Annotated in this window: 18 protein-coding genes and 1 pseudogene; 12 read left to right on the top strand and 7 right to left on the bottom strand. The window is 72.7% G+C overall.

The genetic code is table 11. The annotated features are described in order from the left end of the window. Positions 1 to 487: 487 nt before the first annotated feature. Positions 488 to 1087 carry a class I SAM-dependent methyltransferase gene (locus tag ACZ7LY_RS19710; protein ID WP_471625912.1) on the bottom strand — a complete coding sequence of 200 codons (600 nt, stop codon included), beginning with the start codon at positions 1085 to 1087 and terminating at the stop codon, positions 488 to 490. 217 nt (positions 1088 to 1304) lie between these two features. Here ACZ7LY_RS19710 and ACZ7LY_RS19705 point away from each other — a divergent pair, with 217 nt between their 5' ends. From ACZ7LY_RS19705 to ACZ7LY_RS19685, 5 genes and pseudogenes are all read left to right on the top strand, one after another. Beyond that, positions 1305 to 2078 carry an MHYT domain-containing protein gene (locus ACZ7LY_RS19705; RefSeq protein WP_471625911.1) on the top strand — a complete coding sequence of 258 codons (774 nt, stop codon included), beginning with the start codon at positions 1305 to 1307 and terminating at the stop codon, positions 2076 to 2078. Positions 2079 to 2313: 235 nt separating this feature from the next. After that, entirely contained in the window at positions 2314 to 4848 is a 2535-nt protein-coding gene (locus ACZ7LY_RS19700) for a sensor histidine kinase (protein WP_471625910.1), read from the top strand. Then, positions 4845 to 5288 (top strand): roadblock/LC7 domain-containing protein, encoded by a 444-nt coding sequence (locus ACZ7LY_RS19695; protein ID WP_471625909.1) that lies wholly within the window; start codon positions 4845 to 4847, stop codon positions 5286 to 5288. Before ACZ7LY_RS19700 ends, ACZ7LY_RS19695 begins: the two co-directional genes overlap by 4 nt. A 245-nt stretch (positions 5289 to 5533) precedes the next feature. Continuing rightward, positions 5534 to 5914: pseudogene (locus ACZ7LY_RS19690) on the top strand (DUF742 domain-containing protein); the annotation flags it as partial. Next, complete coding sequence (locus ACZ7LY_RS19685) at positions 5895 to 6503, top strand: GTP-binding protein (RefSeq protein WP_471625908.1); 609 nt, start codon at positions 5895 to 5897, stop codon at positions 6501 to 6503. The pseudogene ACZ7LY_RS19690 and the gene ACZ7LY_RS19685, both read left to right, overlap by 20 nt. A 17-nt stretch (positions 6504 to 6520) precedes the next feature. Here ACZ7LY_RS19685 and ACZ7LY_RS19680 read toward each other — a convergent pair whose 3' ends face one another. Further along, on the bottom strand, positions 6521 to 6949 hold the full coding sequence (locus ACZ7LY_RS19680) for a PPOX class F420-dependent oxidoreductase (RefSeq protein ID WP_471625907.1): 429 nt from the start codon (positions 6947 to 6949) through the stop codon (positions 6521 to 6523). Positions 6950 to 7066: 117 nt separating this feature from the next. On the opposite strand from ACZ7LY_RS19680, the gene ACZ7LY_RS19675 reads away from it, so the two are divergent. Both ACZ7LY_RS19675 and ACZ7LY_RS19670 read left to right on the top strand, forming a co-directional pair. After that, the gene (locus ACZ7LY_RS19675; protein ID WP_471625906.1) at positions 7067 to 7480 is read left to right on the top strand and encodes a roadblock/LC7 domain-containing protein; all 414 of its coding nucleotides are present in this window, start codon (positions 7067 to 7069) and stop codon (positions 7478 to 7480) included. Between the two features lie 243 nt (positions 7481 to 7723). Next, positions 7724 to 8725: a DUF6397 family protein gene (locus ACZ7LY_RS19670; RefSeq protein WP_471625905.1), complete on the top strand. Its 1002-nt coding sequence runs from the start codon at positions 7724 to 7726 to the stop codon at positions 8723 to 8725. A gap of 158 nt (positions 8726 to 8883) precedes the next feature. Here the strand turns inward: ACZ7LY_RS19670 and ACZ7LY_RS19665 are convergent, their stop codons facing one another. The 3 genes from ACZ7LY_RS19665 to ACZ7LY_RS19655 all read right to left on the bottom strand — a co-directional run bounded on the left by ACZ7LY_RS19665 (position 8884) and on the right by ACZ7LY_RS19655 (position 12924). After that, entirely contained in the window at positions 8884 to 9399 is a 516-nt protein-coding gene (locus ACZ7LY_RS19665) for a tetratricopeptide repeat protein (RefSeq protein WP_471625904.1), read from the bottom strand. Beyond that, complete coding sequence (locus tag ACZ7LY_RS19660; protein WP_471625903.1) at positions 9396 to 10268, bottom strand: acyl-CoA thioesterase; 873 nt, start codon at positions 10266 to 10268, stop codon at positions 9396 to 9398. The genes ACZ7LY_RS19665 and ACZ7LY_RS19660 overlap by 4 nt, the downstream gene beginning before the upstream one ends. An 82-nt stretch (positions 10269 to 10350) precedes the next feature. After that, complete coding sequence (locus ACZ7LY_RS19655) at positions 10351 to 12924, bottom strand: DEAD/DEAH box helicase (protein WP_471625902.1); 2574 nt, start codon at positions 12922 to 12924, stop codon at positions 10351 to 10353. A 142-nt stretch (positions 12925 to 13066) separates the two neighbouring features. On the opposite strand from ACZ7LY_RS19655, the gene ACZ7LY_RS19650 reads away from it, so the two are divergent. Then, a complete protein-coding gene (locus ACZ7LY_RS19650; protein ID WP_471625901.1) occupies positions 13067 to 13861 on the top strand; it encodes a metal-dependent hydrolase in 795 nt (264 codons plus the stop codon). Positions 13862 to 14049: 188 nt separating this feature from the next. On the opposite strand, the gene ACZ7LY_RS19645 is transcribed toward ACZ7LY_RS19650, so the two are convergent. Beyond that, on the bottom strand, positions 14050 to 15840 hold the full coding sequence (locus ACZ7LY_RS19645; protein WP_471625900.1) for an ABC transporter ATP-binding protein: 1791 nt from the start codon (positions 15838 to 15840) through the stop codon (positions 14050 to 14052). After that, complete coding sequence (locus ACZ7LY_RS19640) at positions 15837 to 17738, bottom strand: ABC transporter transmembrane domain-containing protein (protein ID WP_471625899.1); 1902 nt, start codon at positions 17736 to 17738, stop codon at positions 15837 to 15839. Before ACZ7LY_RS19640 ends, ACZ7LY_RS19645 begins: the two co-directional genes overlap by 4 nt. Positions 17739 to 18081: 343 nt before the next feature. On the opposite strand from ACZ7LY_RS19640, the gene ACZ7LY_RS19635 reads away from it, so the two are divergent. From ACZ7LY_RS19635 to ACZ7LY_RS19620, 4 genes are all read left to right on the top strand, one after another. Beyond that, positions 18082 to 18834 (top strand): L,D-transpeptidase family protein, encoded by a 753-nt coding sequence (locus tag ACZ7LY_RS19635; protein ID WP_471625898.1) that lies wholly within the window; start codon positions 18082 to 18084, stop codon positions 18832 to 18834. Positions 18835 to 19032: 198 nt separating this feature from the next. After that, positions 19033 to 20664 carry a peptide-N4-asparagine amidase gene (locus ACZ7LY_RS19630; RefSeq protein ID WP_471625897.1) on the top strand — a complete coding sequence of 544 codons (1632 nt, stop codon included), beginning with the start codon at positions 19033 to 19035 and terminating at the stop codon, positions 20662 to 20664. Between the two features lie 262 nt (positions 20665 to 20926). Beyond that, complete coding sequence (locus tag ACZ7LY_RS19625; RefSeq protein WP_471625896.1) at positions 20927 to 22570, top strand: M48 family metalloprotease; 1644 nt, start codon at positions 20927 to 20929, stop codon at positions 22568 to 22570. Further along, on the top strand, positions 22570 to 23622 hold the full coding sequence (locus ACZ7LY_RS19620) for a hypothetical protein (protein WP_471625895.1): 1053 nt from the start codon (positions 22570 to 22572) through the stop codon (positions 23620 to 23622). The genes ACZ7LY_RS19625 and ACZ7LY_RS19620 overlap by 1 nt, the downstream gene beginning before the upstream one ends. The last annotated feature ends 79 nt before the right edge of the window (positions 23623 to 23701 follow it).

Genomic DNA, 23701 nt, shown 5'->3' with positions numbered 1-23701 from the left:
CCCGGTGCCCGGAGACGGGCACGCCGGGTTCGGGAGGCGGCACGGGGAAACCCACTGGTGGAAACACCGGCAGGGCGCCCCGAGTCGACCTCACCGACGGTCCGGTGGCGCTTGAGCCGGTTGATCCCGCACTCGACCGAGTGCCGCTGCTTGTAGTCGTCTTTGTCGAACTTCGGTGGCCGCCCAGCACGCGATCCGCGCTTGAGGCGGTTGCGGACCCGGTCCGCCGGTACCGGGACGGTGTAGACCCGCTCCGACGGCCCATGACGTTCGGGCACGTCCCGCCACGGTGCACCGGTTCGGTCCCCCACCGTATGCCGTCCATCAGTTGTCGCCGCGGCCATACCTGCGGCCGACCCGGCTTGATGCCCGTCGGCAGCAGGGGCTCAAGCCGGGCCCACCGGCCGTTTCGTCAGATCCCCGCGTCCCACGGACTTGATGATCAACGAACAAGAACCGCTTTCGCAACGGACCCTAGGAGCGGCCCTCAGGTGACCCGCTCCGCCATTGCGAGGAAGCGCGTGTCCTCGTCCGCGTACGACGTCAGACGCCACCCCGCCTCGGCCAGCAGCGGCCGGAGGTTGGGCTCCGCCCGGAGGTCGTCCGGGGTGAGCTGTCTGCCGTGGCGGGCGGCGAGCGCGGCGCGGCCGATCGGGTGGAACAGCGCCAGCAGCCCGCCGGGCCGCACCACGCGCGCCAACTCGCCCAAGTCCGCCACCGGGTGCGGCAGATGCGAGATGAGACCCGCGCCGAACACCGCGTCCAGGGAGCCGTCGCGCAGCGGCAGCCGCCTCACATCGGTGAGCAGCAGCCGCCCGTGCCGGTCCCGGCCCTCCCGTACGGCCGCCGTCAGCATCTGCGGAGTCAGGTCGGCGCCGACGACCACGCCCGACGGCCCGACCGCCGCGCGCAGCGGCGGCAGCGCGCGCCCGGTGCCACAGCCCGCGTCGAGTACCCGGTCGCCCGCGCGCAGCCCGAGCGCGGCCACCGCGGCGGCGTAGGCGGGGCCGTCGTCCGGGAACCGGGCGTCCCAGCCGGCGGCACGGGCCCCGAAGAACTCCTGCACACGTGTGGCGTCATCGCTCATGTGCTCCATGATTGCTCACCCCACTGACAACCGGCGTGACCCGTACGGGGGAGCGCTGGTCGAAAGATCCCTCGGAGAACCGAAACTGTCGCATGCGCGTGCGGTGCACATGTTCGACCCCGACACGATCGTTCCGGCACGCATCTCTGTCATATTCCAGCAGCTTTCGAAATGCGCCCCTCTTGTGCGCCCCCGCCGCGACTAGCGTCCCGGGGCCATGGGACACCTGGACCACGCCACCTTCGGCTGGCTTACCCCCGCACTGTCGTACGTGATGGCCTGCATAGGCGCCGCGCTCGGCCTGCGCTGCACCGTGCGCGCGCTCGCCGCCACCGGCCGGGCGCGCCGCAACTGGCTCATCACCGCGGCCTCCGCTGTCGGCACCGGCATCTGGACGATGCACTTCGTCGCCATGCTCGGCTTCGGCGTCACCGGCACCGAGATCCGCTACAACGTGCCGCTGACCATCCTCAGTCTCGTCGTCGCCGTCCTGGTCGTCGGTGTCGGCGTCTTCACCGTCGGCTACAGCCGCGAACGCGGGCGCGCGCTCGCCGTGGGCGGCCTCACGACCGGCCTCGGCGTGGCGAGCATGCACTACCTCGGCATGGCCGCCCTGAGGCTGCACGGGCGCGTCGGCTACGACCCGGTGCTCGTCGCGATCTCCGTCGTCATCGCGGTCGTCGCCGCGACGGCCGCCCTGTGGGCCGGCCTCAACATCAAGTCGCCCGCCGCCGTCGCGGTCGCCTCGCTCGTCATGGGCGGCGCGGTCAGCAGCATGCACTACACGGGCATGATGGCGGTCAGCGTCCACGTGACCCCCTCGGCCACGACGCTGCCCGGGGCGACCGCGATGCAGTTCATCTTCCCGCTCGCCGTCGGCCTCGGCTCGTACCTCTTCCTGACCTCCGCGTTCGTCGCACTGTCCCCGACAGCCGACGAGAAACAGGCGTCCGCCTCCGCGCAGCGCCCGCTGGAGAGCCTCAGCCACTGACCGCGCAGCACGTCGCCCGCCCAACCCGGTCGCCGGGCCCAGCCGTCTGACGCCTCGTCGGTCCTGGCCCGCGGCCCAGGCCTTGTCCACCGCACAGGCCCACCCACGGCCCAGCCCCAAGCACCGTCAGGCCCCACGCACCGCCAGGACGCCACCCGCCGCTCAGGCCCCCGAAGCCGGGGACGCCGCCGATGTCCCACGCCGCGACCCGCACCAGACCCCGAACGAGGAGGCCATGCGCCCGCCCCGCACCTCGCCGCCCGACGGCCCGCCCCAGCTCGCCCCGCCCCCGCCGCGCGGCCGGCGCGCCCACGCCGGGCCGCCCGCCGCCGAGGACGCCCGCCCCGCTGCGGAGACGGCCCCGGACGTGCCGCCCACACGCGTGGGCAGACGTCGCCTGCGTCCCCGTACCGTCCGGGCCAAGATCGTCTGTCTCCTGATGGTGCCCGTGGTCTCACTGCTCGCCCTGTGGGCGTACGCCACGGTCAGCACCGCCCAGGACATCGCGCGGCTGCGCCAGGTGCAGCGCGTCGACAGCGTCGTGCGCGCGCCCCTCGCCGACGCCGTCGCCGCCCTCCAGGCCGAACGCACCGCCGCCGTCGCCTACGCGACCCGGCCCGCGCCCGCCCGCGCCGACGACCTCCAGCGCCTCTCCCGCGCCACCGACCGGGCCGTCGCCGCCCTCCGCCTCGGCAAGGGCAACACCGTCGCGGACGGCGCCGACCTGCCGCACGCCGTCGCCGGCCGGCTCGACACCTTCGTCACCACCGCCGAACGCCTCACCACCGTGCGCTCCGCCGTACGCGACCGTTCCGCGAACTGGAGCACCGCCTACGCGCGGTACACCACCGCCATCGGTGACGCCTTTGCCGTGAACGGGGCGCTCACCGGCATCCAGGACGCAGCGCTCGGCTCCGACGCGCGCGTGCTGCTCGAATTCGGCCGCTCCGGCGAGATGCTCTCCCGCGAGGACGCGCTGCTCACCGGCGCCCGCCTCGCCGGTGGCCTCGACGGCGCGCGGCTGCGCCTGTTCACCGGCGCGGTCCAGATGCGCCGGGACCTCGCGGAGACCGCCGCCACCGACCTGCGCGGCCCCGGCCAAGCGGCCTGGGAGCGGCTGGTGAGGACGGGGGCCTACCGTGACGTCCGCACCGCCGAGGACCACGCGCTCGCCACCCGCGCCGGGCGCCCCGCCATCGAGCAGGCGCCCGCCGGCACCTGGGACCCCGCCCACAGCGCCGTGCAGAGCGGCATGCGCACCCTCGCCTCCGACGCGGCCCGCAGCGCCGCCGACCGCGCCGACCCGTTCGCGCGGGGCGTGCTCACCTCGGCCGGCGGCGCCGTCCTGCTCGGCCTCGCCGCCGTCGCCGCCTCCCTCGTCATCTCCGTGCGCATCGGCCGCGGCCTCGTCGTCGAACTCGTCAGCCTGCGCAACACCGCTCTGGAGATCGCCCGCCGCAAACTCCCGCACACCATGCGGAAGCTGCGCGCGGGCGAGGAGATCGACGTGTCCGCCGAGGCGCCCCTCGGGCCCCCCGCCGAGGACGAGATCGGCCAGGTCTCCGAGGCCCTCACCACGGTCCACCGCGCCGCCCTGCACGCCGCCGTGGAACGCGCCGAGCTGGCCAGCGGCATCTCCGGGGTCTTCGTCAACCTCGCCCGCCGCAGCCAGGTCCTCGTCCACCGCCAACTCGGCCTCCTGGACAGCATGGAACGCCGCGCCGAGGACCCCAACGAACTCGGTGACCTCTTCCGCCTCGACCACCTCACCACCCGCATGCGGCGCCACGCGGAGAGCCTCATCATCCTGTCCGGCGCCGCCCCCGGCCGCGCCTGGCGCATGCCCGTCCCGCTCACCAACGTCGTACGGGCCGCCGTCTCCGAGATCGAGGACTACGCGCGCGTGGAGGTACGTCAGCTCGCCGACGCCGGTGTCGCCGGCGCGGGCGTCGCCGACCTCACGCATCTGCTCGCGGAACTCGTCGAGAACGCCGCCCAGTTCTCCCCGCCCCACACCAAGGTGCGCGTCAGCGGCGAAGTCGTCGGCAACGGATACGCCATCGAGATCGAGGACCGCGGGCTCGGCATGGGCAAGGAGACGCTCGCCGAGGCCAACAGCCGCATCGAGCACTCCGAGGCGCTCGACCTGTTCGACAGCGACCGGCTCGGCCTGTTCGTCGTGAGCCGCCTCGCCAACCGCCACGACATCAAGGTGCATCTGCGCAACTCGCCCTACGGAGGCACCACGGCCGTCGTCCTGCTGCCCACCTCCCTGCTCCACAAGGACACCGCCGCCCCGGCCGACAGCATCGGCGCCGCCGACGGCGCCGCCCACCCGCCCATCGACGAAGAACGCCGTTACGCGCGCGTGCCCGAACCCGAAGCAGCGCCCATGAACGGCAACCACGTACCCGCACCGCACCCGCGCCCCGCGCTCGCCCAGGCCGTACCCGAGACGGCCCCCGAACCAGCCCCGCACCCGCCCGGCGTCACCGCGCTGCGCACCCGCAGGCCCCTGGCCGACGGCGGCGACCGGGCGCCCGCCCCGGCGGACGACAGCGACGGACTCCCGCGCCGTGTGCGTCAGGCCAGCCTCGCCCCGCAACTGCGCGAACGGCCCGACGCACGCCCCGCACCCACCCGCGTCCCCGACCTCGGAGAACGCACCCCCGAACAGGCCCGCGCCCGCATGGCGTCCTTCCGGGACGGCTGGGTCAGAGGCGGCGGACGCCGGCCCGGCAGCGACAGCACCGAAGGAGACCTCACATGATCAAGGAACCGACCACGGGCCCGGGCGCCGTCCACGGCTCCGGCGAACTGGACTGGCTCCTGGACGACTTGGTGCTGCGCGTCAGCGAACTGCGGCACGCCGTCGTCCTGTCCAACGACGGACTCGCCGTGGGCGCCTCCAACGGCCTCGGCCGGGAGGACGCCGAGCACCTCGCCGCCGTCGCCTCCGGCTTCAACAGCCTCGCCAAGGGCACCGGCCGGCACTTCGGCACCGGAGGCGTGCGCCAGACGATGGTCGAGATGGACGACGGCTTCCTCTTCGTGGCCGCCGCGGGCGACGGCTCCTGCCTCGCCGTCCTGAGCGCCGTCACGGCCGACATCGGCCTGGTCGCCTACGAGATGGCCCGCTTGGTCAAACGCGTGGGTGAGCACCTGTACACGCCGTCGAGGTTCGCCGGCCAGCCGCCCACCGCGAGCTGACGGGCACGGACCGCACCATGAACGACGACAGGTTCGCCGACGTCTACCGGGCCGTCGAGGCGTACCGGCAGGCGGACCGCGACAGTGACCACCCCGACGAGTACGGCGACGACTTCACCGACGCGTACGCGGACGGGTACGGCGACGAGCGCGGAGGCACGTACGCGCAGCGCTACGCGCGCGAGGACGGGCACCACGGTCCGTACGGCCACGACGGCGAGGAGCAGCGCGGCAGCGCCCAGGACCAGGGCAGCCAGTGGTTCGACCACGAGGCCGGACCTCTCGTACGGCCCTACGCCCTGACCGGCGGGCGCACCACTGCCGGCCCTCAGGGTGCGCGGTTCGACCTGATCGCCCTGGTCAGCCTCGATGTCGTCGTGCTCGCCGCGCACGACGACGCCGCCTACGGCCCCGAGCACCGCTCGATCATCGACATGTGCCGGGTGGAGACGCAGACGGTCGCCGAACTCGCCGCCGGCACCGATCTGCCCGTGGGCGTGATCCGCGTGCTCCTCGGCGACCTCCTGGAACTGGGCTGCGTGAAGGTCAGCAGGCCGGTACCGCCCGCACAGCTACCGGACGAGAAGATCCTGAGGGAAGTCATCGATGGGCTCCGAGCACTCTGACGCCATGGCCACCGACACGACGGCGGCCATGGCCCTGAAGATCCTGGTCGCGGGCGGCTTCGGGGTGGGCAAGACCACCCTGGTCGGCGCGGTCAGCGAGATCCGGCCGCTGCGCACCGAGGAGCAGTTGAGCGAACTCGGCCAGAACGTGGACGACACCGCCGGAGTCGCCCGCAAGACGACCACGACCGTCGCCATGGACTTCGGCCGCATCACCATCAGGTCGGGGCTGTCGCTCTACCTGTTCGGTACGCCGGGCCAGGACCGCTTCTGGTTCCTGTGGGACGAACTGTCCCAGGGCGCGCTGGGCGCCGTCGTCCTCGCGGACACCCGCCGCCTGGAGGACTGCTTCCCGGCGGTGGACTACTTCGAGCACCGCCGCATCCCGTTCGTCGTCGCCGTCAACTGCTTCACCGGCGCGCGCGCGTACGGGGAGAGCGATGTGGCCCGCGCCCTCGACCTGGACAGCGGCACGCCGGTGGTGCTGTGCGACGCGCGCGAGAAGGACTCCGGGAAGGAGGTGCTCATCCGGCTGGTGGAGTACGCCGGGCGGATGCACACCGCCCGGCTGCTCGACTCCGTGGGCTGACGCGCGGGCGCCGCCGGTCAGTCCGCCACGCCGCCCAGGGCCACGACCTTCTCCACCCGTACGCGGACGACGAGTTCGCCCGGTACGCCGTTGCGCCGGCCGAACTCCTCGGCCCGCTCGGCGCCCATGTACCGGGCGCCGATCCGGGTGGCCGAATCCAGCAGTTCGTCCGGGTCCTCGCTCAGCTCTGCGCGCCCCTGCACGGTCACGAACGAGAACGGAGGCCGCTCGTCGTCGACGCAGAGGGCGACACGTCCGTCGCGCGCCAGGTTGCGGCCTTTGACCGTGTCCTTTCCGGTGTTGAACACGATGTCGTCCCCGTCCACGACGAACCAGACAGGCGCGATGTGCGGGCTGCCGTCGGCCCGGACGGTCGACAGTTTGGCGGTGCGGGTGCCTTCGGAGACGAAGGTCTTCCATTCCTCATCGGTCATCTTGTGTGCCATGGACCCATCCTGCTTGCCCGGAGGGCAACCGTGGGTAAGGCTGGCGGGACAGATCCTCCGAGCAGGGGAGCGATCCCCTCGGGGCGGGGACCCACAGGGAAGCGGGGAGACGGGATCATGGTGCAGAACGCGAAACTCGGGTGGCTGCTGGACGATCTGACAGAGCGTGTGGATCACGTACGGCACGCCCTGGTCCTGTCCAACGACGGGCTCGTCACGGGCGCCAGTACGGGACTGCGCCGCGAGGACGCCGAGCACCTGGCCGCCGTCTCCTCCGGGCTGCACAGCCTCGCCAAGGGGTCCGGGCGGCACTTCGGCGCGGGCGGGGTGCGGCAGACCATGATCGAGTTCGATGACGCGGTCCTCTTCGTCACCGCGGCGGGCGACGGCAGTTGCCTGTGCGTGCTCAGCGGCGCCGAGGCCGACATCGGCCAGGTGGCGTACGAGATGACCCTCCTCGTCAACCGGGTCGGTGAGCACCTCGGCGTGGACGCCCGCCAGCCGGGACGGATAACCGCCGGAGACCTCTGACCGGACGGATCGGCGCCCACGTTCCCGCTTCCCGCCGCGCCTCTGTCCTGCTTCGGTCATGGCTCGGACGCGCCTCGCCCAAGCCTTGATGGTGCGGCGCTGACCTGCGGAGACGTGGCGGGGACGAAAGTTATCCACAGGCCCGGACGAGATTTCTCGATCCGGGCTACGGTTTTCCCAGGCGGTCACGGAGAGTGACTGCCCGTCATCGACCGACGCACGGCCGACCGGGGGAGAACCAGCATGCACACCATCACGCAGGACCACACGAGGACCCGTTCGCAGGGGAGCGCCGCCCGCGAACTGGGGCTGAAGCGGACCGAGTTCGACCTCGCCGTCCGGCTCGGACGCATCCGCACCGTCCCCGCGTCCGACGGAGGCAGGCGTCGCGTGACCCAGGAGGAGATCGACCGGATCCGGGACTCCGAGGGCTTCCCCGATCGCCTGCGCCGACAGGTACGGGTCGTCGGCACGGCCGAGGGGGCGAAGCTCATGGGCATCCCGCCCAGCCGCTTCACCCGCTTCGCCCGCGCGGGACTGCTCATCCCGGCGAAGTTCTACCTCAACCGCTACCGGACCGTCGTCTGGCTCTATCTCGCCGAGGAACTGGTCGAGTTCGCGCGGGCCGCGCCGAACGCCCCGCTGCTCACCGGGCGGGCGCCGGAGAAGATCCGGGCGCGCCTCGCCACCGGGGAGGACCTGCGTCCGCGCAACTGGCGCTCCCGACACGCCACTTACCTGCTCGGACGCAGCGACGACCCATGGGAGCGGGCCGCTGCCATCGCCACGCTGCTGGCCCCGGCCCAGCTCGCCGAGCTGGTGGAGAACCCCGACGAGCGGGCCCGCCTGGAGCGGCTGCGCCCCGAGGAGACATGGTTCGGGGCGCCCGACTCGCCGGCCGCCAAGCCCCTCGAACGCATCCTCGTCGCCGACGGCCCGCACGAACTGAGCTGGATCAGGGCGAATCTGCTGCTCTGCCTCGCGCAGGCCCGCCGCGGCCGCCCCGCGTACGAGCTGTCCGGCTCCGAGGACCGCCCGGCCCCGCCGATGCCGGCTCCGCAGTCGCCGACCTCGCCGTCTTCCGCCCGTGCTGGGGGACCGCCGGCGCGGGTACGAGAGCAGGGACACGGGCCGGCGCGGGGGCCGGTACGGGAGGCACGGGCTTCGACGCCCGCAGCGCCCCGTCCCGGGCGGCCCGAACCGGCCCGGAGCCTGTGGGAGCGCCTGCTCGGCAGACGCGTCTGAGGGCTCGGCCGCTCGGCGGACGCGGCTGAGGGATCGCCTGCCCGGCGGACGCGGCTGAGGGATCGGCCTGTACAGCAGACCCGGCTGAGGCGCGTCACGCGGCACGTCCCGCCACGGCGGACCGCTCGGTGTGCTCGGTGCCTTCGGAGCTCGCGCCCCTACCGGGACGGCTCGACGGCGTCCAAGTCCTGCGCGTAGTGCTCGATCGCGGCGCGGTAGGCGGCGATGTCCGCATCCCCGCTCGTGTCCGCGAGGACGGTGAGCAGGAGCCGCATCCCGTCACGGGCGCGCCCCGCGTTGTACAGCGCCATCGCCAGGAACGTCTTGAGGGCGTTGTCGTCGGGGAACTCCGCGCTGGCCTCGCTCAGCGTCCTCACGGCCTGCGGGTACCGGCCCAGCGTGCGGTACGTGCTGCCGAGGCCGAGCAGCGCCCCACGGCGTTCGTCGGCATCGAGGCCGGTGCCCCGGACGGCGGCGACATAGTGCGGGACGGCGTCCGCCTCCAGGCCGAGCACGTCGTGCGCCCAAGCGGTCTGGTACGCGATCGCCGCGTCGTCGGGGTAGCGGGCGCGCAGGCCGAGGAGGAGCGCACGGGCCTCCTCGCGGCGCCCCGACTCCCGCAGCCGCACGGCACGCGCGAGCAGGTCGTCGCGCTCGCTCCCCGCCGACGTCACGCGCCGAGCTTCCGGAACAGACCCTCCTGGACGACGGACACCAGCAGCCGGCCTTCGCGGTCGTAGATCCGGCCGCGCGCGAGACCCCGGCCGCCGGTGGCGATCGGCGACTCCTGGTCGTACAGGAACCACTCATCGGCACGGAAAGGACGGTGGAACCACATGGCGTGGTCGAGGGAGGCCATGTCGAAGCCGCGCGGCCCCCACAGCGGCTCGACGGGCAGCCGCACGGCGTCGAGCAGCGTCATGTCGCTCGCGTACGTGAGGGCGCAGGTGTGCACGAGCGGGTCATCGCCGAGAGGCCCGACCGCGCGCATCCACACGGCGCTGCGCGGCTCGGCCGACTCGACCTCCTGCGGGGTCCAGCGCAGCCGGTCCACATAGCGGATGTCGAAGGGCTGGCGGCGCGCCATCCGCTCCAGCGCCTCGGGCAGCGCGCCCAGATGGCCCCTGATCTCGTCGGCGATGGTCGGCAGCGACTCCGGGTCCGGCACCTGCCGGGCCGCCGGCAACTGATGCTCGAAGGCACCCTCTTCGGGCTTGTGGAAGGAGGCGGTGAGATTGAAGATCGTGCGACCCTGCTGGACGGCCGTCACCCGGCGTGTGGTGAAGGACCGACCGTCCCGCACCCGCTCGACCTGGTACACGATCGGCACCCCGGGGCGGCCCGGGCGCAGGAAGTACGCGTGCAGCGAGTGCACGGGCCGGTCGCCGTCCGTGGTGCGGCCGGCCGCGACCAGCGCCTGCCCGGCGACCTGCCCGCCGAAGACACGCTGGAGGGACTCCTCCGGGCTGCGGCCACGGAAGATGTTGACCTCGATCTGCTCCAGGTCGAGCAGGTCGACGAGCCGCTCCGCAGGATTCGTCATGCGTGGTTCTCTCTCGTATGCGCGGCCGGACGGCTCCGGCGCGGGGACGCCGCCGGACCCTACCGTCCGGCGGCGCCGTGATCTACTGCTGCCCGACGTCCGTGACGCGGACGACGGCCCGGCCCTCGGCGTCCGAGGCCGCGAGGTCGACCTCGGCGCTGATGCCCCAGTCGTGGTCCCCGTTCGGGTCGAGGAAGGTCTGCCGCACCTTCCACAGCCCGTGCTCCGGGTCCTCCTCGATCATCAGCAGCTTCGGGCCGCGCGCGTCCGGGCCCGTGCCCAGGTCGTCGTACTCGTCCCAGTACTTGTCCATGGCCTCGCCCCAGGCGTCCGCGTCCCAGCCCGAGTCGGCGTCCATCTCGCCCAGTTCGTCGACGTTGTCGAGGGCGGCCAGTTCGACGCGGCGGAACATCGCGTTGCGGACGAGGACGCGGAAGGCGCGCGCGTTCGCCGTGACCGGCTTGACCTGGTCGGCCTTCTCCTGCGCCTCCTCGGCGGTCATCACCTCGGGGTTCGCCAACTGCTCCCACTCGTCGAGCAGGCTGGAGTCGACCTGGCGCACCATCTCGCCGAGCCAGGCGATCAGGTCCTCCAGGTCCTCGGACTTCAGATCGTCGGGGACGGTGTGCTCCAGCGTCTTGTACGCGCTGGCCAGGTAGCGCAGCACGATGCCCTCGGTCCGGGCCAGCTCGTAATACGACACGAACTCCGTGAAGGACATCGCCCGTTCGTACATGTCACGGATGACGGACTTCGGCGACAGCGGGTGGTCGCCGACCCACGGGTGGCTCGTGCGGTACGTGTTGTACGCGTGGAACAGCAGCTCCTCGAGCGGCTTCGGGTACGAGATGTCCTGGAGGCGCTCCATGCGCTCCTCGTACTCGACGCCGTCCGCCTTCATCAGCGCGACCGCCTCCCCGCGCGCCTTGTTCTGCTGCGCGTGCAGGATCTGCCGGGGGTCGTCCAGCGTCGACTCGACGACGGACACCATGTCCAGCGCGTACGACGGCGACTCCTTGTCGAGCAGGTCGAACGCGGCGAGGGCGAACGTGGACAGCGGCTGGTTCAGCGCGAAGTCCTGCTGGAGATCGACCGTCAGCCGCACGATCCGGCCCGTCGCGTCCGGCTCGTCCAGCTTCTCGACGATGCCGCCGTCCAGCAGCGAGCGGTAGATGGCGATGGCCCGGCGGATGTGCCGCAACTGCGCCTTGCGCGGCTCGTGGTTGTCCTCCAGGAGCGTGCGCATCGCGTCGAACGCGTTGCCCGGGCGGGCGATGACCGACAGGAGCATGGTGTGCGTGACACGAAAGCGCGAGGTCAGCGGCTCGGGATCGGAGGCGATCAGCTTCTCGAACGTGTTCTCCGTCCAGCCGACGAAGCCCTCCGGCGCCTTCTTGCGCACCACCTTGCGGCGCTTCTTCGGGTCGTCGCCGGCCTTGGCGAGCGCCTTCTCGTTCTCGATGACGTGCTCGGGCGCCTGCGCCACGACGAACCCGGCGGTGTCGAACCCGGCCCGCCCGGCGCGACCGGCGATCTGGTGGAACTCGCGGGCGCGCAGGGTGCGGACCCGGTTGCCGTCGTACTTGGTGAGCGCGGTGAACAGCACGGTACGGATCGGCACGTTGACCCCGACGCCGAGCGTGTCCGTACCACAGATCACCTTCAGCAGCCCGGCCTGCGCGAGCTTCTCCACCAGGCGGCGGTACTTGGGCAGCATGCCGGCGTGATGCACGCCGATGCCGTGCCGTACGTAGCGCGAGAGGTTGCGGCCGAACTTGGTGGTGAAGCGGAAGTTGCCGATCAGCTCGGCGATCTGGTCCTTCTCCTCCCGCGTGCACATGTTGATGCTCATCAGGGCCTGCGCCCGCTCGACGGCCTGCGCCTGCGTGAAGTGCACGATGTAGACCGGGGCCTGCTTCGTCTCCAGCAGTTCGGTCAGGGTCTCCGTGAGCGGCGTGAGCCGGTACTCGTAGGACAGCGGCACCGGACGGGTCGCCGAGCGGACCACCGACGTGGGCCGGCCGGTGCGCCGGGTCAGGTCCTTCTCGAACATCGAGACGTCGCCGAGCGTCGCGGACATGAGGATGAACTGGGCCTGCGGCAGTTCGAGCAGCGGGATCTGCCAGGCCCAGCCGCGGTCGGCCTCCGCGTAGAAGTGGAACTCGTCCATGACGACCTGGCCCACGTCGGCCCGGGCGCCGTCACGCAGTGCGATGGAGGCGAGGACCTCGGCGGTGCAGCAGATGACCGGCGCGTCCGCGTTGACCGAGGCGTCGCCGGTGAGCATGCCGACGTTCTCCGTGCCGAACAGCTTGCACAGCTCGAAGAACTTCTCGGAGACCAGTGCCTTGATGGGCGCGGTGTAGAAGGTGACCTCGTCGCGGGCGAGTGCCGCGAAGTGCGCGCCCGCCGCGATCATGCTCTTGCCGGAGCCGGTGGGGGTCGAGACGATCACGTTCGCCCCGGACACCGCCTCGATCAGCGCCTCCTCCTGGTGGGGATAGAGGGTCAGCCCGCGTTCCTGAGCCCACGACTCGAAGGCGTCGTAGAGGGCGTCCGGGTCGGCGGTCTGCGGGAGCTGATCGATAAGGGTCACCCCACCATCTTGCCTGCCTTCCGTCCCGATCCGGCAATCGGATGCCCGCACGAAGATCATGAACGCTACGCTGAGTCGCCGACGAGCCGTCAGAACCGTCAGAACGCCGGTGCACCCCGCCGGGCGACAGGACGTCGGCACATGGGACACACCGCCGCCGCGCAGGCGCCGGGCACAACAGGAACAGGGGCGGATCACAGCCATGATGGGACCGGCACACTCGCTGTCAGGAGCGGCGGCCTGGCTGGGGGTGGGCGCGGCAGCGGCAGCCGCCGGGCATCCGATGCCCTGGCCCGTGATCCTCGTCGGGGCGCTGATCTGCGCGGGCGCCGCGCTCGCCCCCGACCTCGACCACAAGGCCGCGACCATCTCACGCGCCTTCGGGCCGCTCTCCCGGGGCCTGTGCGAGATCGTCGACAAGCTGTCCTACGGCGTCTACAAGGCCACCCGAATGAAGGGCGACCCGCGCCGCTCCGGCGGCCACCGCACGCTCACCCATACGTGGCTGTGGGCGGTGCTCATCGGCGGCGGCACGTCCGTCGCGGCGATCACCGGCGGGCGCTGGACGGTCCTCGCCATCCTCTTCGTCCACATGGTGCTCGCCATCGAGGGCCTGCTGTGGCGGGCCGCGCGCGGCTCCAGCAGCGACATACTGGTGTGGCTGCTCGCCGCGACCAGTGCCTGGATCCTCGCCGGTGTCCTGGACAAGCCGGGCAACGGGGCGGACTGGCTGTTCACCGACCCGGGCCAGGAGTACCTGTGGCTGGGCCTGCCGATCGTGCTCGGCGCCCTGGTCCACGACATCGGCGACGCGCTCACGGTCTCGGGTTGCCCGATCCTGTGGCCCATCCCCATCGGCCGCAAGCGCTGGTACCCGGTGGGCCCGCCCAAGATGATGCGGTTCCGGGCCGGCAGCTGGGTCGAGCTGAAGATCCTCATGCCGGTGTTCATGCTGCTCGGCGGCGTGGGCTGCGCGGCGGCACTCGGCGTCATCTGACCCCACCGCCACCGCCCCATCCACCGTCACCCCCGCCACCGGGGGCAGCGCCCGCGCCGCCGCCCCCGGGATCGCCACAGGGATCGCCGCCACCCCTGCCGCCGGGGGCAACGCCACTCCACCCACTGGGGTCGCCGTCACCCGCACCGCAGGGGGCACCGTCACCCCGGCCTCGGCCACCGCGCTCGTCAGCCGTGCCAGGAGCGCCAGAGCGCGGCGTACGCGCCGTCCGCCGCGACCAGGTCGTCGTGGCTGCCCAGCTCCCGGATGCGGCCGTCCTCCACGACGGCGATCACGTCGGCGTCGTGCGCGGTGTGCAGCCGGTGGGCGATGGCGACGACCGTCCGCCCGTCGAGGACGCGGCCGAGGGAGCGCTCCAGGTTCCGCGCGGCCCGCGGGTCGAGCAGCGAGGTCGCCTCGTCAAGCACCAGCGTGTGCGGGTCGGCGAGGACGAGCCGGGCCAGCGCGATCTGCTGCGCCTGCGCCGGGGTGAGCGCCGTGCCGCCCGAGCCGACCTCCGTGTCCAGTTCCTCGGGCAGGGCGCGGGCCCAGCCGTCGGCGTCGACCGCGCCGAGCGCCGCCCACAGCTCGGCGTCCTCGGCGCCGGACCGGGCGAGCCGGAGGTTGTCACGCAGGGAGCCCACGAAGACGTGGTGTTCCTGGTTGACGAGGGCGACGTGGGAGCGGACGTGCTCGGCCCGCATCCGCGACAGTTCCGCGTCGCCGAGCGTGACCCGGCCCGTGCGCGGCGCGTAGATCCCGGCCAGCAGCCGCCCGAGCGTCGACTTGCCCGCGCCGGACGGTCCGACCAGGGCGAGACGGGTGCCGGGGGCGACCTTCAAGGAGACCTCGCGCAGCACGTCGACGCCCTCGCGGTAGCCGAAGTGGACGTCCCGCGCGTGCACGTCCCGCCCGTCCGGACGCACCGAGGCGTCACCCGCGTCGGGCTCGATGTCCCGGACGCCCACGAGCCGCGCCAGGGACACCTGGGCGACCTGGAGTTCGTCGTACCAGCGCAGGATCAGCCCCAGCGGGTCCACCATCATCTGCGCGATGAGCGCGCCCGTGGTGAGCTGCCCCACGCCGATCCAGCCCTTCAGGACGAAGACACCGCCGACGAGGAGGACGGACAGGAGGACGAGGACGTGCACGGCGTTGATCACCGGGAAGAAGACCGAGCGCAGGAAGAGGGTGTACCGCTCCCACGAGGTCCATTCCGCGATCCGGCGTTCGGACAGCTGGACGCGGCGCTCGCCGAGCCGGTGGGCCTCGACGGTCCGCCCGGCGTCGACGGTCTCAGCGAGCGCCGCGGCGACGGCGGCGTACCCGGCGGCCTCCGAGCGGTACGCGGAGGGCGCCCGCCGGAAGTACCAGCGGCACCCCACGAGCAGCACCGGCACGGCGAGGAGGACCGCAGGGGCCAGCGGCGGCGCCGTCACCGTGAGCCCGCCGATCAGCAGCGCCACCCAGACGACGCCGATGGACAACTGGGGCACGGCCTCGCGCATGGCGTTGGCGAGCCGGTCCACGTCCGTCGTGATCCGCGACAGCAGATCGCCGGTGCCGGCCCGCTCCAGGACGCCCGGGGGCAGCCCGACGGACCGTACGAGGAAGTCCTCGCGCAGGTCCGCCAGCATCCGCTCGCCGAGCATCGCCCCGCGCAACTGCACCTCCCGGACGAAGACCGCCTGGACGAGCAGGGCGACGACGAACAGGGCGATGGTCCGCTCCAGATGCAGGGCGCCCAGACCGCCGGGCCCGTCGGAGACGTCCTGGATCAGCCCGCCCAGCAGATAGGGGCCGGCCATGGAGGCGACGACGGCTACGGTGTTGACGCCGATCAGGAGCAGGAAGGCGCGCCGGTGGCGCCGGTACAGCTCGCGGACGTAGGCGCGGACCGTGGCCGGGGCGCCGACCGGCAGAGTGTGGGCGGTGGTGGGGGCCGCCGGGTCGTAGGCCGGGGGCGCTACGCCGATCATGCCGTCTCCTCGATGTCGATGGCGGTCTCGAAGTCGATGCCGATGTCCGCTCGCCCCGCGCTGGCGTCGGCACCGGGGTCGGTGCCCGGGCCCGGGTGCCCGGCGGCGGACTCCTCGTCGGTCTCGCGGGTGACGACCGCGCGGTACCGGGGCTCGGTGCGCACCAGTTCGCGGTGGGTGCCGACGGCGGTGGCCTCGCCCTCGTCGACGAACACGACGCGGTCGGCGCGGTCGAGCAGCAGCGGCGACGAGGTGAGCACCACCGTCGTGCGGCCCTCGCGCAGCGCCCGCACGCCCTGGGCGATCCGCGCCTCGGTGTGCGAGTCGACGGCCGAGGTCGGCTCGTCAAGGACGAGCACCGCCGGGTCCGTCACCAGCGACCGGGCCAGGGCGAGTCGCTGGCGCTGCCCGCCGGACAGCGACCGGCCGCGTTCGGTGATGCGGGCGCTCATCGGGTCGTCGTCGAGCGAGGTCTGGAGCAGGGCGGCGAGCACATCGGAGCACTGGGCGGCGTCCAGTGCGCGGTGCGGCGGGACCTGCCCGGAGGAGGGCACGTCGAGGAGTTCCGCGAGCGTGCCCGAGAGCAGCACCGGGTCCTTGTCCTGGACGAGCACCGCCGGACGGGCCTGCTCCAGCGGCAGTTCGTCGAGCGCGACGCCGCCGAGCAGCGCGGAGGGCGGGCAGGCACTGCCCGTGTCGCGCGGGTCGTCGTCGCTGGTGGGATGGCCGCCGAGGCGTTCCGCGAGCCGGCCGGCGAAGTCCGGGTCGCCGCACACCACAGCGGTGAGCAACCCGGCCGGGGCCAGGAGACCCGTCGCCGGGTCGTACAGATCGCCGCTCACGGAAGGCGCCGGGGAAGGGCGCGAAGCGCTGGGCTCGGGTGAGGCGCCGGCCGGGTCGGTGACGCGCTCCAGAGCGAGCACGCGCGCCGCGCGCTGGGCGGAGGGGCGTGAGAAGGAGTACGCCTTGGCGATCTCCTCGAAGTGCCGGAGGGGGTAGTTGAGGATCATCACCGCGCTGTAGACGGTCACGAGTTCACCGACGGCGATCCGGCCCTCGCGGGCGAGATGGACGCCGTACCAGACGACGGCGATGAGCAGCAGGCCAGGAAGGAGGACTTGGATCGCGGAGATCAGCGACCACATGCGGGCGCTGCGCACGGCGGCCTGCCGCACCTCCTGGGAGGCGCGCCGGTAGCGGTCGAGGAACAGTTCCTCTCCGCCGATGCCGCGCAGCACGCGCAGCCCGGCGACGGTGTCCGAGGCGAGTTCGGTGGCCCGGCCCGCCTTGTCCCGCTGCCGGTCGGCGCGGCGCGTGGCCCGGGGCAGCAGCGGCAGCACCGACACGGCGAGGACGGGCACGCCGAGGGCGACGACGACGCCGAGCGCCGGCTGGTAGAGGACGAGCCCGACGCAGACCAGGACCACGGTGGTCGCGGCGGCGGCGAAGCGGGACAGCGCCTCGACGAACCAGCCGATCTTCTCGACGTCGCCCGTGGACACGGCCACGATCTCGCCCGCCGCGACGCGCCGGGTCAGGGCGGCGCCGAGCGCGGCGGTCTTGCGGGCCAGGAGTTGCTGGACGCGGGCGGCGGCGGTGATCCAGTTCGTGACCGCCGTGCGGTGCAGCATCGTGTCGCCGACCGCGATGCCGACGCCGAGCAGCACGATCAGCGCGCCCGCGAGGGCGAGCCGGGTTCCGGAGCGGTCGACGACGGCCTGGACGGCGTAGCCGACGCCGTAGGGCAGTCCGGCGACCGCGCTGAAGTGGAGCAGGCCCCAGGCGAGGGATCTGAGCTGTCCGCCGAGCTGGTTCCGGCCGAGCCAGAGCAGGAACCGGGGGCCGGAGCGCGCATCGGGCACGCCCGGATCGGGATAGGGAAGGTCGGAGATCTGCATGACGCCCCAGAGCTCTTGAAGGGAAGCGGAGGAGTAGGAGGGGGAGGGAGGGGAGGGGGAGAAGGGAGGCGGGGAGCGAGGGGTGAGGGGAAGAGGAGTGGGGGAAGGCGGACAAGACGCAGGACAGAAAGGCGTACGGAATATGGCAAAACGGGACGAGTCGGCTGAGAAGGCTGCGGCGAAGGGGGAATTCAGGGAGCAAACCGTGAAAGGTTCGCGCTCCGGGCGGCCTTCGGGCAACCGGTTTTCCGGCCCCGCCCGCCCGCTGACGGCGCGTCCGCCCGGCGACCCTCGCCCCCGCCCGCGCCGGGCGGTCGCCGCGCGGGGTGCGACCATGGACCGCATGCGTACAGCGGTTGCGGTTCGAGCGGGTGTCGCGGTGGCGGCATGCGGGGTCCTCCTGGCGACGGTCACGGCGTGCGGCGCCGACGACAAGGGAGGCGGGAAGGGTGGCTCGGCGTCGGCCCGTCCCTCGGGCGACGACGCGCACGGCGGCGAGGGCGCCACGGCCGACCTCAAGCGCATCCCGGGCGTCGGGGACCGCTACCAGCGCCGGATCCCGGCGGACGCGCGGCAGGTCGTCGCGGTCTACGGCGACGGCAAGGACTCGGCCGACTCGACCATCGCCCTGTTCGCCAAGACCGGCGACACCTGGAAGAAGCAGCGGAGCTGGTCCGGGCACAACGGCAAGAAGGGCTGGACGACCGACCACCACGAGGGCGACAAGCGCAGCCCCGTCGGCGTGTTCACGCTCTCCGACGCCGGGGGAGCCCTCGCGGACCCGGGCGCGCATCTGCCCTACACGCAGACCGCGTCGATCCAGGCGCCGCACTACTGGGCCAAGTCGCACTGGCACGACTTCGACTACGTCATCGCCATCGACTACAACCGTGTCAAGGGCACTCCGCCCAACAACCCGACGCGTCCCCAGGGGCAGTCCAAGGGCGGCAGCATCTGGCTGCACATGGACCACGGCAGCGGTACGTCGGCATGCGTGAGCCAGTCGAAGGGCGACATGGAGTATCTCCTGCGCACCCTCGACCCGAAGCAGCATCCGGTCGTCGTGATGGGCGACAAGGCCGAGTTGAACGCCTGACCCGGCCCGAGCCAGATGCCTGACCTGCCCGGGTTGAACGCCTGACCCGGGCGGCCTGAACGCCGGTTCGGGCGGTCCCGTACAGCGATGGCGGCCCCGACGCACCCGCGCGGGCAAGGGGCGCGCCCCGCCCGCGTCCGGTGGCGGAACCCCACGCACCGTTGCGCGGGCGTGCCCCCTCCCCGTAGAACACCGGCCATGAGAAGACGCGTCATGTCCATGCTCGCCGGGGTGATCCTCGCGGCGGGCAGCCTCCTCGCCGTGAACCCCGCCTCCGCCACCGCCACCACCCCCGCCTCACCCGCAGCAGGCACCGCCGCCCAAACCCCCGCCGCGCCGCCGGAGTTCGGCACCGACTGGCATGATCCGGTGACCGCCGCCCCGCCCGTCGAGCGGCCGCGCACCCGGTCCTGTTCCGTGACGCTCGCCGAGGCCCAGTTCCGCGACTTCACGCCGTATCAAGGCACGTACACCCCGCCCAAGGGCTGCGGCGAGCGGTGGAGCAAGGTCGTGCTGCGCCTCGAAGGGAAGGTGAAGGGCCGCCAGTTCGACCGGCTCGGCTATCTGCGCGTCGGCGGCGTCGAAGTGCTGCGCACCTCCACGCCCGAGCCCTCGCCCGACGGCATCGCCTGGAACGTCGAGAAGGACGTCACCCGCTACAGCGACACCCTGCGCGCTCCCCGCCCGGTCGAGATGCTCATCGGGAACGTGGTCGACTCTACGTACACCGGCGTCATCGACGTCAAGGCCACCCTCACCTTCTACGCCCCGGGCCGCGCCGCCCCCGCCGCGCACACCCCCGACCGCGTCCTCACCCTCGGCGACGGCGGCACGCTCACGACCCCGCGCAACAGCGAACGCGTCGTCGCCGAGGTGTACGCCACCGGTTCCGGAGGCGGCTGCGAGGAGTTCTGGTACCTCGCCGTGCCGGACCCCGCGCCGTACTCCTGCAAGGCGGACGGCGGCCCGTACCGCGAGGTGCAGATCAAGGTCGACGGCCAACTCGCGGGCATCGCCGCGCCGTTCCCCACCGTCTGGACCGGCGGCTGGTCCAATCCGTTTCTCTGGTACGTGATCCCCGGCCCGCGCGCCTTCGACGTCAAGCCCGTCGAGTACGACCTCACGCCGTACGCGGGGCTGCTCAACGACGGCCGCCCGCACCGCGTCGAGGTCTCCGTCGTCGGCGTCCCCGCAGGGCAGAGCGGCTGGAGCACCCCGGTCAACGTGCTCGTCTGGCAGGACGCCGGTCGCGCCCACGTCCCCGGCGCCGTCACCGCCCACCACGTCGGCGACCTCACCAACTCCTCGACGTACACGCCCGGTTCCGGCACGCGGCAGCACCGGCTCGACACCGAGGGCGGGCACAGCCTCACCGTCAGCGGCTACCTCGACACCTCGCACGGCCGTGTCATCACCACCGTCCGCCGCGCCCTCACCACCACCTCGGCCCACCGCTGGACCGACGGCGAGGACAACGACGCGCTCACCGCCCGCTGGACCGACCGCGAGAGCGTCACCACCGGCAAGCACACCGCCCGCGCCGACCGTACGTACACCATGGACGGCGCCACGACCCTCGGCGCCGACGGCAGGCTCCGTACCGTGATGACCCTCGGGGACCGGGCCGTGACCGGCGACGGCGGGCGGCCGACCGTGCTCGACGACACCTACACCGGCGACGCCTCCTACCTCACCGGCGTCCCGCGCGAGCAGCGGCACGCGGTGGGCGTCACCGGCGAGCGCTACCGTCTCACCGGGCCCGGCGTCTGCCACGACCGGGAACTCCGCACCGAGCAGGGCGCCTTGACGCTCGACCGCCTGCGCTGCTGACCATCCGGACGCGGCCCAGGGCACGGCTCGGGGTGCGGCCCGTGGCACGGCTCAGGGTGCGGCCGGCCGGGAAGGGAAGCGGAACGCGGCCGTGACCAGGGGTGCGGCCGACCCGGGCCCGGCCGCACCCCGCGCCGCCCCTGTGCCATACTTCCGTTCCCCCCACAGCTATCCACTTGTCTGCCACTGCCCTCACCCCGGCATGCCCGCACGCGGCACGCCCTCGTGAGGCCGGCTCTCTTCCCGTGGGGGGAACCGCCCGATGGGCTCAACTCTGCGCGCGGCGCGCGCTCTCGTCCTGCTGCTCGGCTTCTATCTCGTCGGCATCGTGCTGCTCGGCGCCCTCGGCGTGGCCGACTGGTGGCTCATCACGGACGTCAGCCACAGCATCGGCGCGCTGAAGATCGTCTTCGTCACGCTGATCGTCGCCGTACCGATCCTCCAGGGCATGTTCGCCCTGCGCGGTCCCCGGTTCGAGCCGCCCGAGGACGGGCTGCGGGTCGACGAGCGGCAGGAGCCGCGCCTGTGGGCCGCCGTCCGCCGGCTCGCCGAACAGACCGGCACGCGCGGCCCGGACGAGATCTATCTCGTGCCCGCCGTGAACGCCGCCGTCTACGAGGAGTCGCGGCTGCTCGGCCTCTTCCCCGGCCGGCGCGTCCTGCTGGTCGGCATGCCCCTGCTGAGCGGTCTCGACGAGGCGCAGCTCATCGCCGTACTGGCCCACGAGTTCGGCCACTACTCCAACTCCGACACCCGGCTCGGCGCGATCAACCGGCGCGGCTTCGAGCAGATATCCCGTACCGTCGACACGCTCATGCGGCGCTCGGCGGCCAGGGTCGACGACGTGCGCGCGAAGGCGGAGGAGCAGCAGGCGCGCCGCCTCGCCAAGGGCAAGAAGCCACGGCCGGCCGGCACCGGTACCGGCACCGCGGGCCTCAGTTACCGCCTCGCCGCCAAGCCGTTCCTCTGGTACGGCATGTTCTACGTGCGCTGCATGCACGGCACGATGCGCCGCCAGGAGTACGCCGCCGACCTCACCGCCGCCCGGATCGCGGGCCGCGCCCCCATGGCGTCCGCGCTGCGCGAGATCCCCGTTCTGGACACCGCGTTCGCCTTCTACATGCGGTCCTACGCGAGCCTCGGCGCCAACGCGGGCCTGCTGCCGCCCCCGGGCGAGGTCTACGGCGGCCTGCGCCGCCTGCTGGACGCGCGCGCCGCCGAACTCGACGAACTGCGCCGGGACATGCCCGAGGAGGAGCACTCCGCGTACGACACACACCCGCCGATCGCCGACCGGGTCGCCCGCATCGAGCAACTCCCCGACGACAGACGCGCGTCGGACGCAGCAGGGCCCGCGCTCGGTCTGCTCGACGACCCGGCCGCCGCGTTCGCCGCACTCGAACAGGTGGCGCTCACCCCCGAGGCGCTCAAGATGCGGCGCGCCGGGGACTGGGAGCAGCTCGTCCACGAATCGATGACGACCTACGCGGGCGGCGCCGCACAGCCGTTGTGCGCGGCGGTGCGCGAAGTGACGGGCACGGACGGGTCGTTCGACTCGGTGGTCGCGGCGATCGACGCCGGTGCGCTGTGGCAGATCGCGGACCGGCTCCCCAAGTCGCCGCAGGCACAGGCCGCGAAGGGCCGCGCCGCCCGCGAGATCGCCCGCCCCCGGTTGCACGACATGCTCCGCGACCTGACCGTCGCCGAACTGGTCGCCCGCGGCGGCGCGCACTTCGAACTGTCCTGGACGGACTCGGCGCTGCTGCGGCTGCACCACGCCACCGACGACGAACTGAGCAAGGCACTCGACGCGGCAGTCGCGGACGTCCCGGAGACCGCCGGGCTGAAGAAGTTGATGACACCGGCCCCTTCGCCGGCCGGCGACCGAGAGCGGGAGACGATCTGATGGGCATTTTCGGCAGGAGGCGCGGGGCGGGCCCGAACCGTCTCGGGTCGTTCAGCAACAAGAGGCTGACGGCGGCGGCACGCGAGCTCGGTCTCGTCCCGATGGAGGAGATCGACGCCAAGGCGGCCATGGCCCCCGACCCGCGCACCGAGGAGGCCAAGTCGGCTGCCCGCGCCGGGAACTGGGAGGCGGCGGCCGCATTTCTGGAGGACGCGGGCCGCGACTGGGCCGAGCGCGGGCGGCGCGCCAACGCCCTCGCCGCAGAGGCCGTCACGGACGACGGCTGGCTGCTCGCCTGGCGCACCGCCCGGCGCGACGACCCCAACGCGGCGCTCGTCAACGCGCGTTCCCTGGTCGATCTGGCGTGGGAGATCCGGGGCGGGCGGCGCGCCTCCGCGACGAGCCGTGAGCAGTTCGCCGGGTTCCACAGTGTGCTGGCGCGGGCCCGGGAGGCGTTCGCCGAAGCGCAGGCGCTCGCGGGTGACGATCCGTGCCCGTACGTCGCGGAGATGCCGCTGGCCATGGGGCTCGGGTACGACCACGAGACGTTCGGGGCGATCTGGGCCGAGGTCGAGCGCCGCGACCCCCACAATCTGGCCGCGCACCACTCCGCGCTCCAGTACTGGTGCGCCAAGTGGCGGGGCTCGCACGAGGCGGCGGAGGCGTTCGGGGAGGCGGCCGCGGCCAAGGGCGTCCCCGGGGAGCTGCTGACCACGATCATACTGACCGCGTACTTCGAGTACGAGATCGCGGACGACAAGCTGAACCCCGGTGCCTACTACCGGCAGCCGCATATCGTCTCGGCGACGGATGTGGCGCTTGCGGATGTGGCGGCGGCGCATGCGAAGGATCCGGAGGACCGGGACATTCCGCCTGCCCGGCATATGCTCGGGTACTTCCTGTACTGGCAGAACCGGTATGAGGAGGCGTTGGAGCAGTTCCGGGTGGTGGACGGGTTTGTCGGGACTGCGCCGTGGCTTTATCGGCCGGAGTCCGCGCGGGAGTATGTGCGGGTACGCGACTACTGCGCAGCGCAGACCCTCACGGGCTGAGGTCAGCCCCGTCAGGGGCGCGGGCACGCTGCCGCTGGGGAGGGGACGCTGAGATCAGCCCCGTAAGGGGCGCGGGGAA

The organism is Streptomyces sp. NPDC107550 (assembly GCF_055639095.1).
The sequence above is the reverse complement of the archived record's forward strand: the minus strand, read 5'-3'. Positions and strand labels throughout refer to the sequence as shown.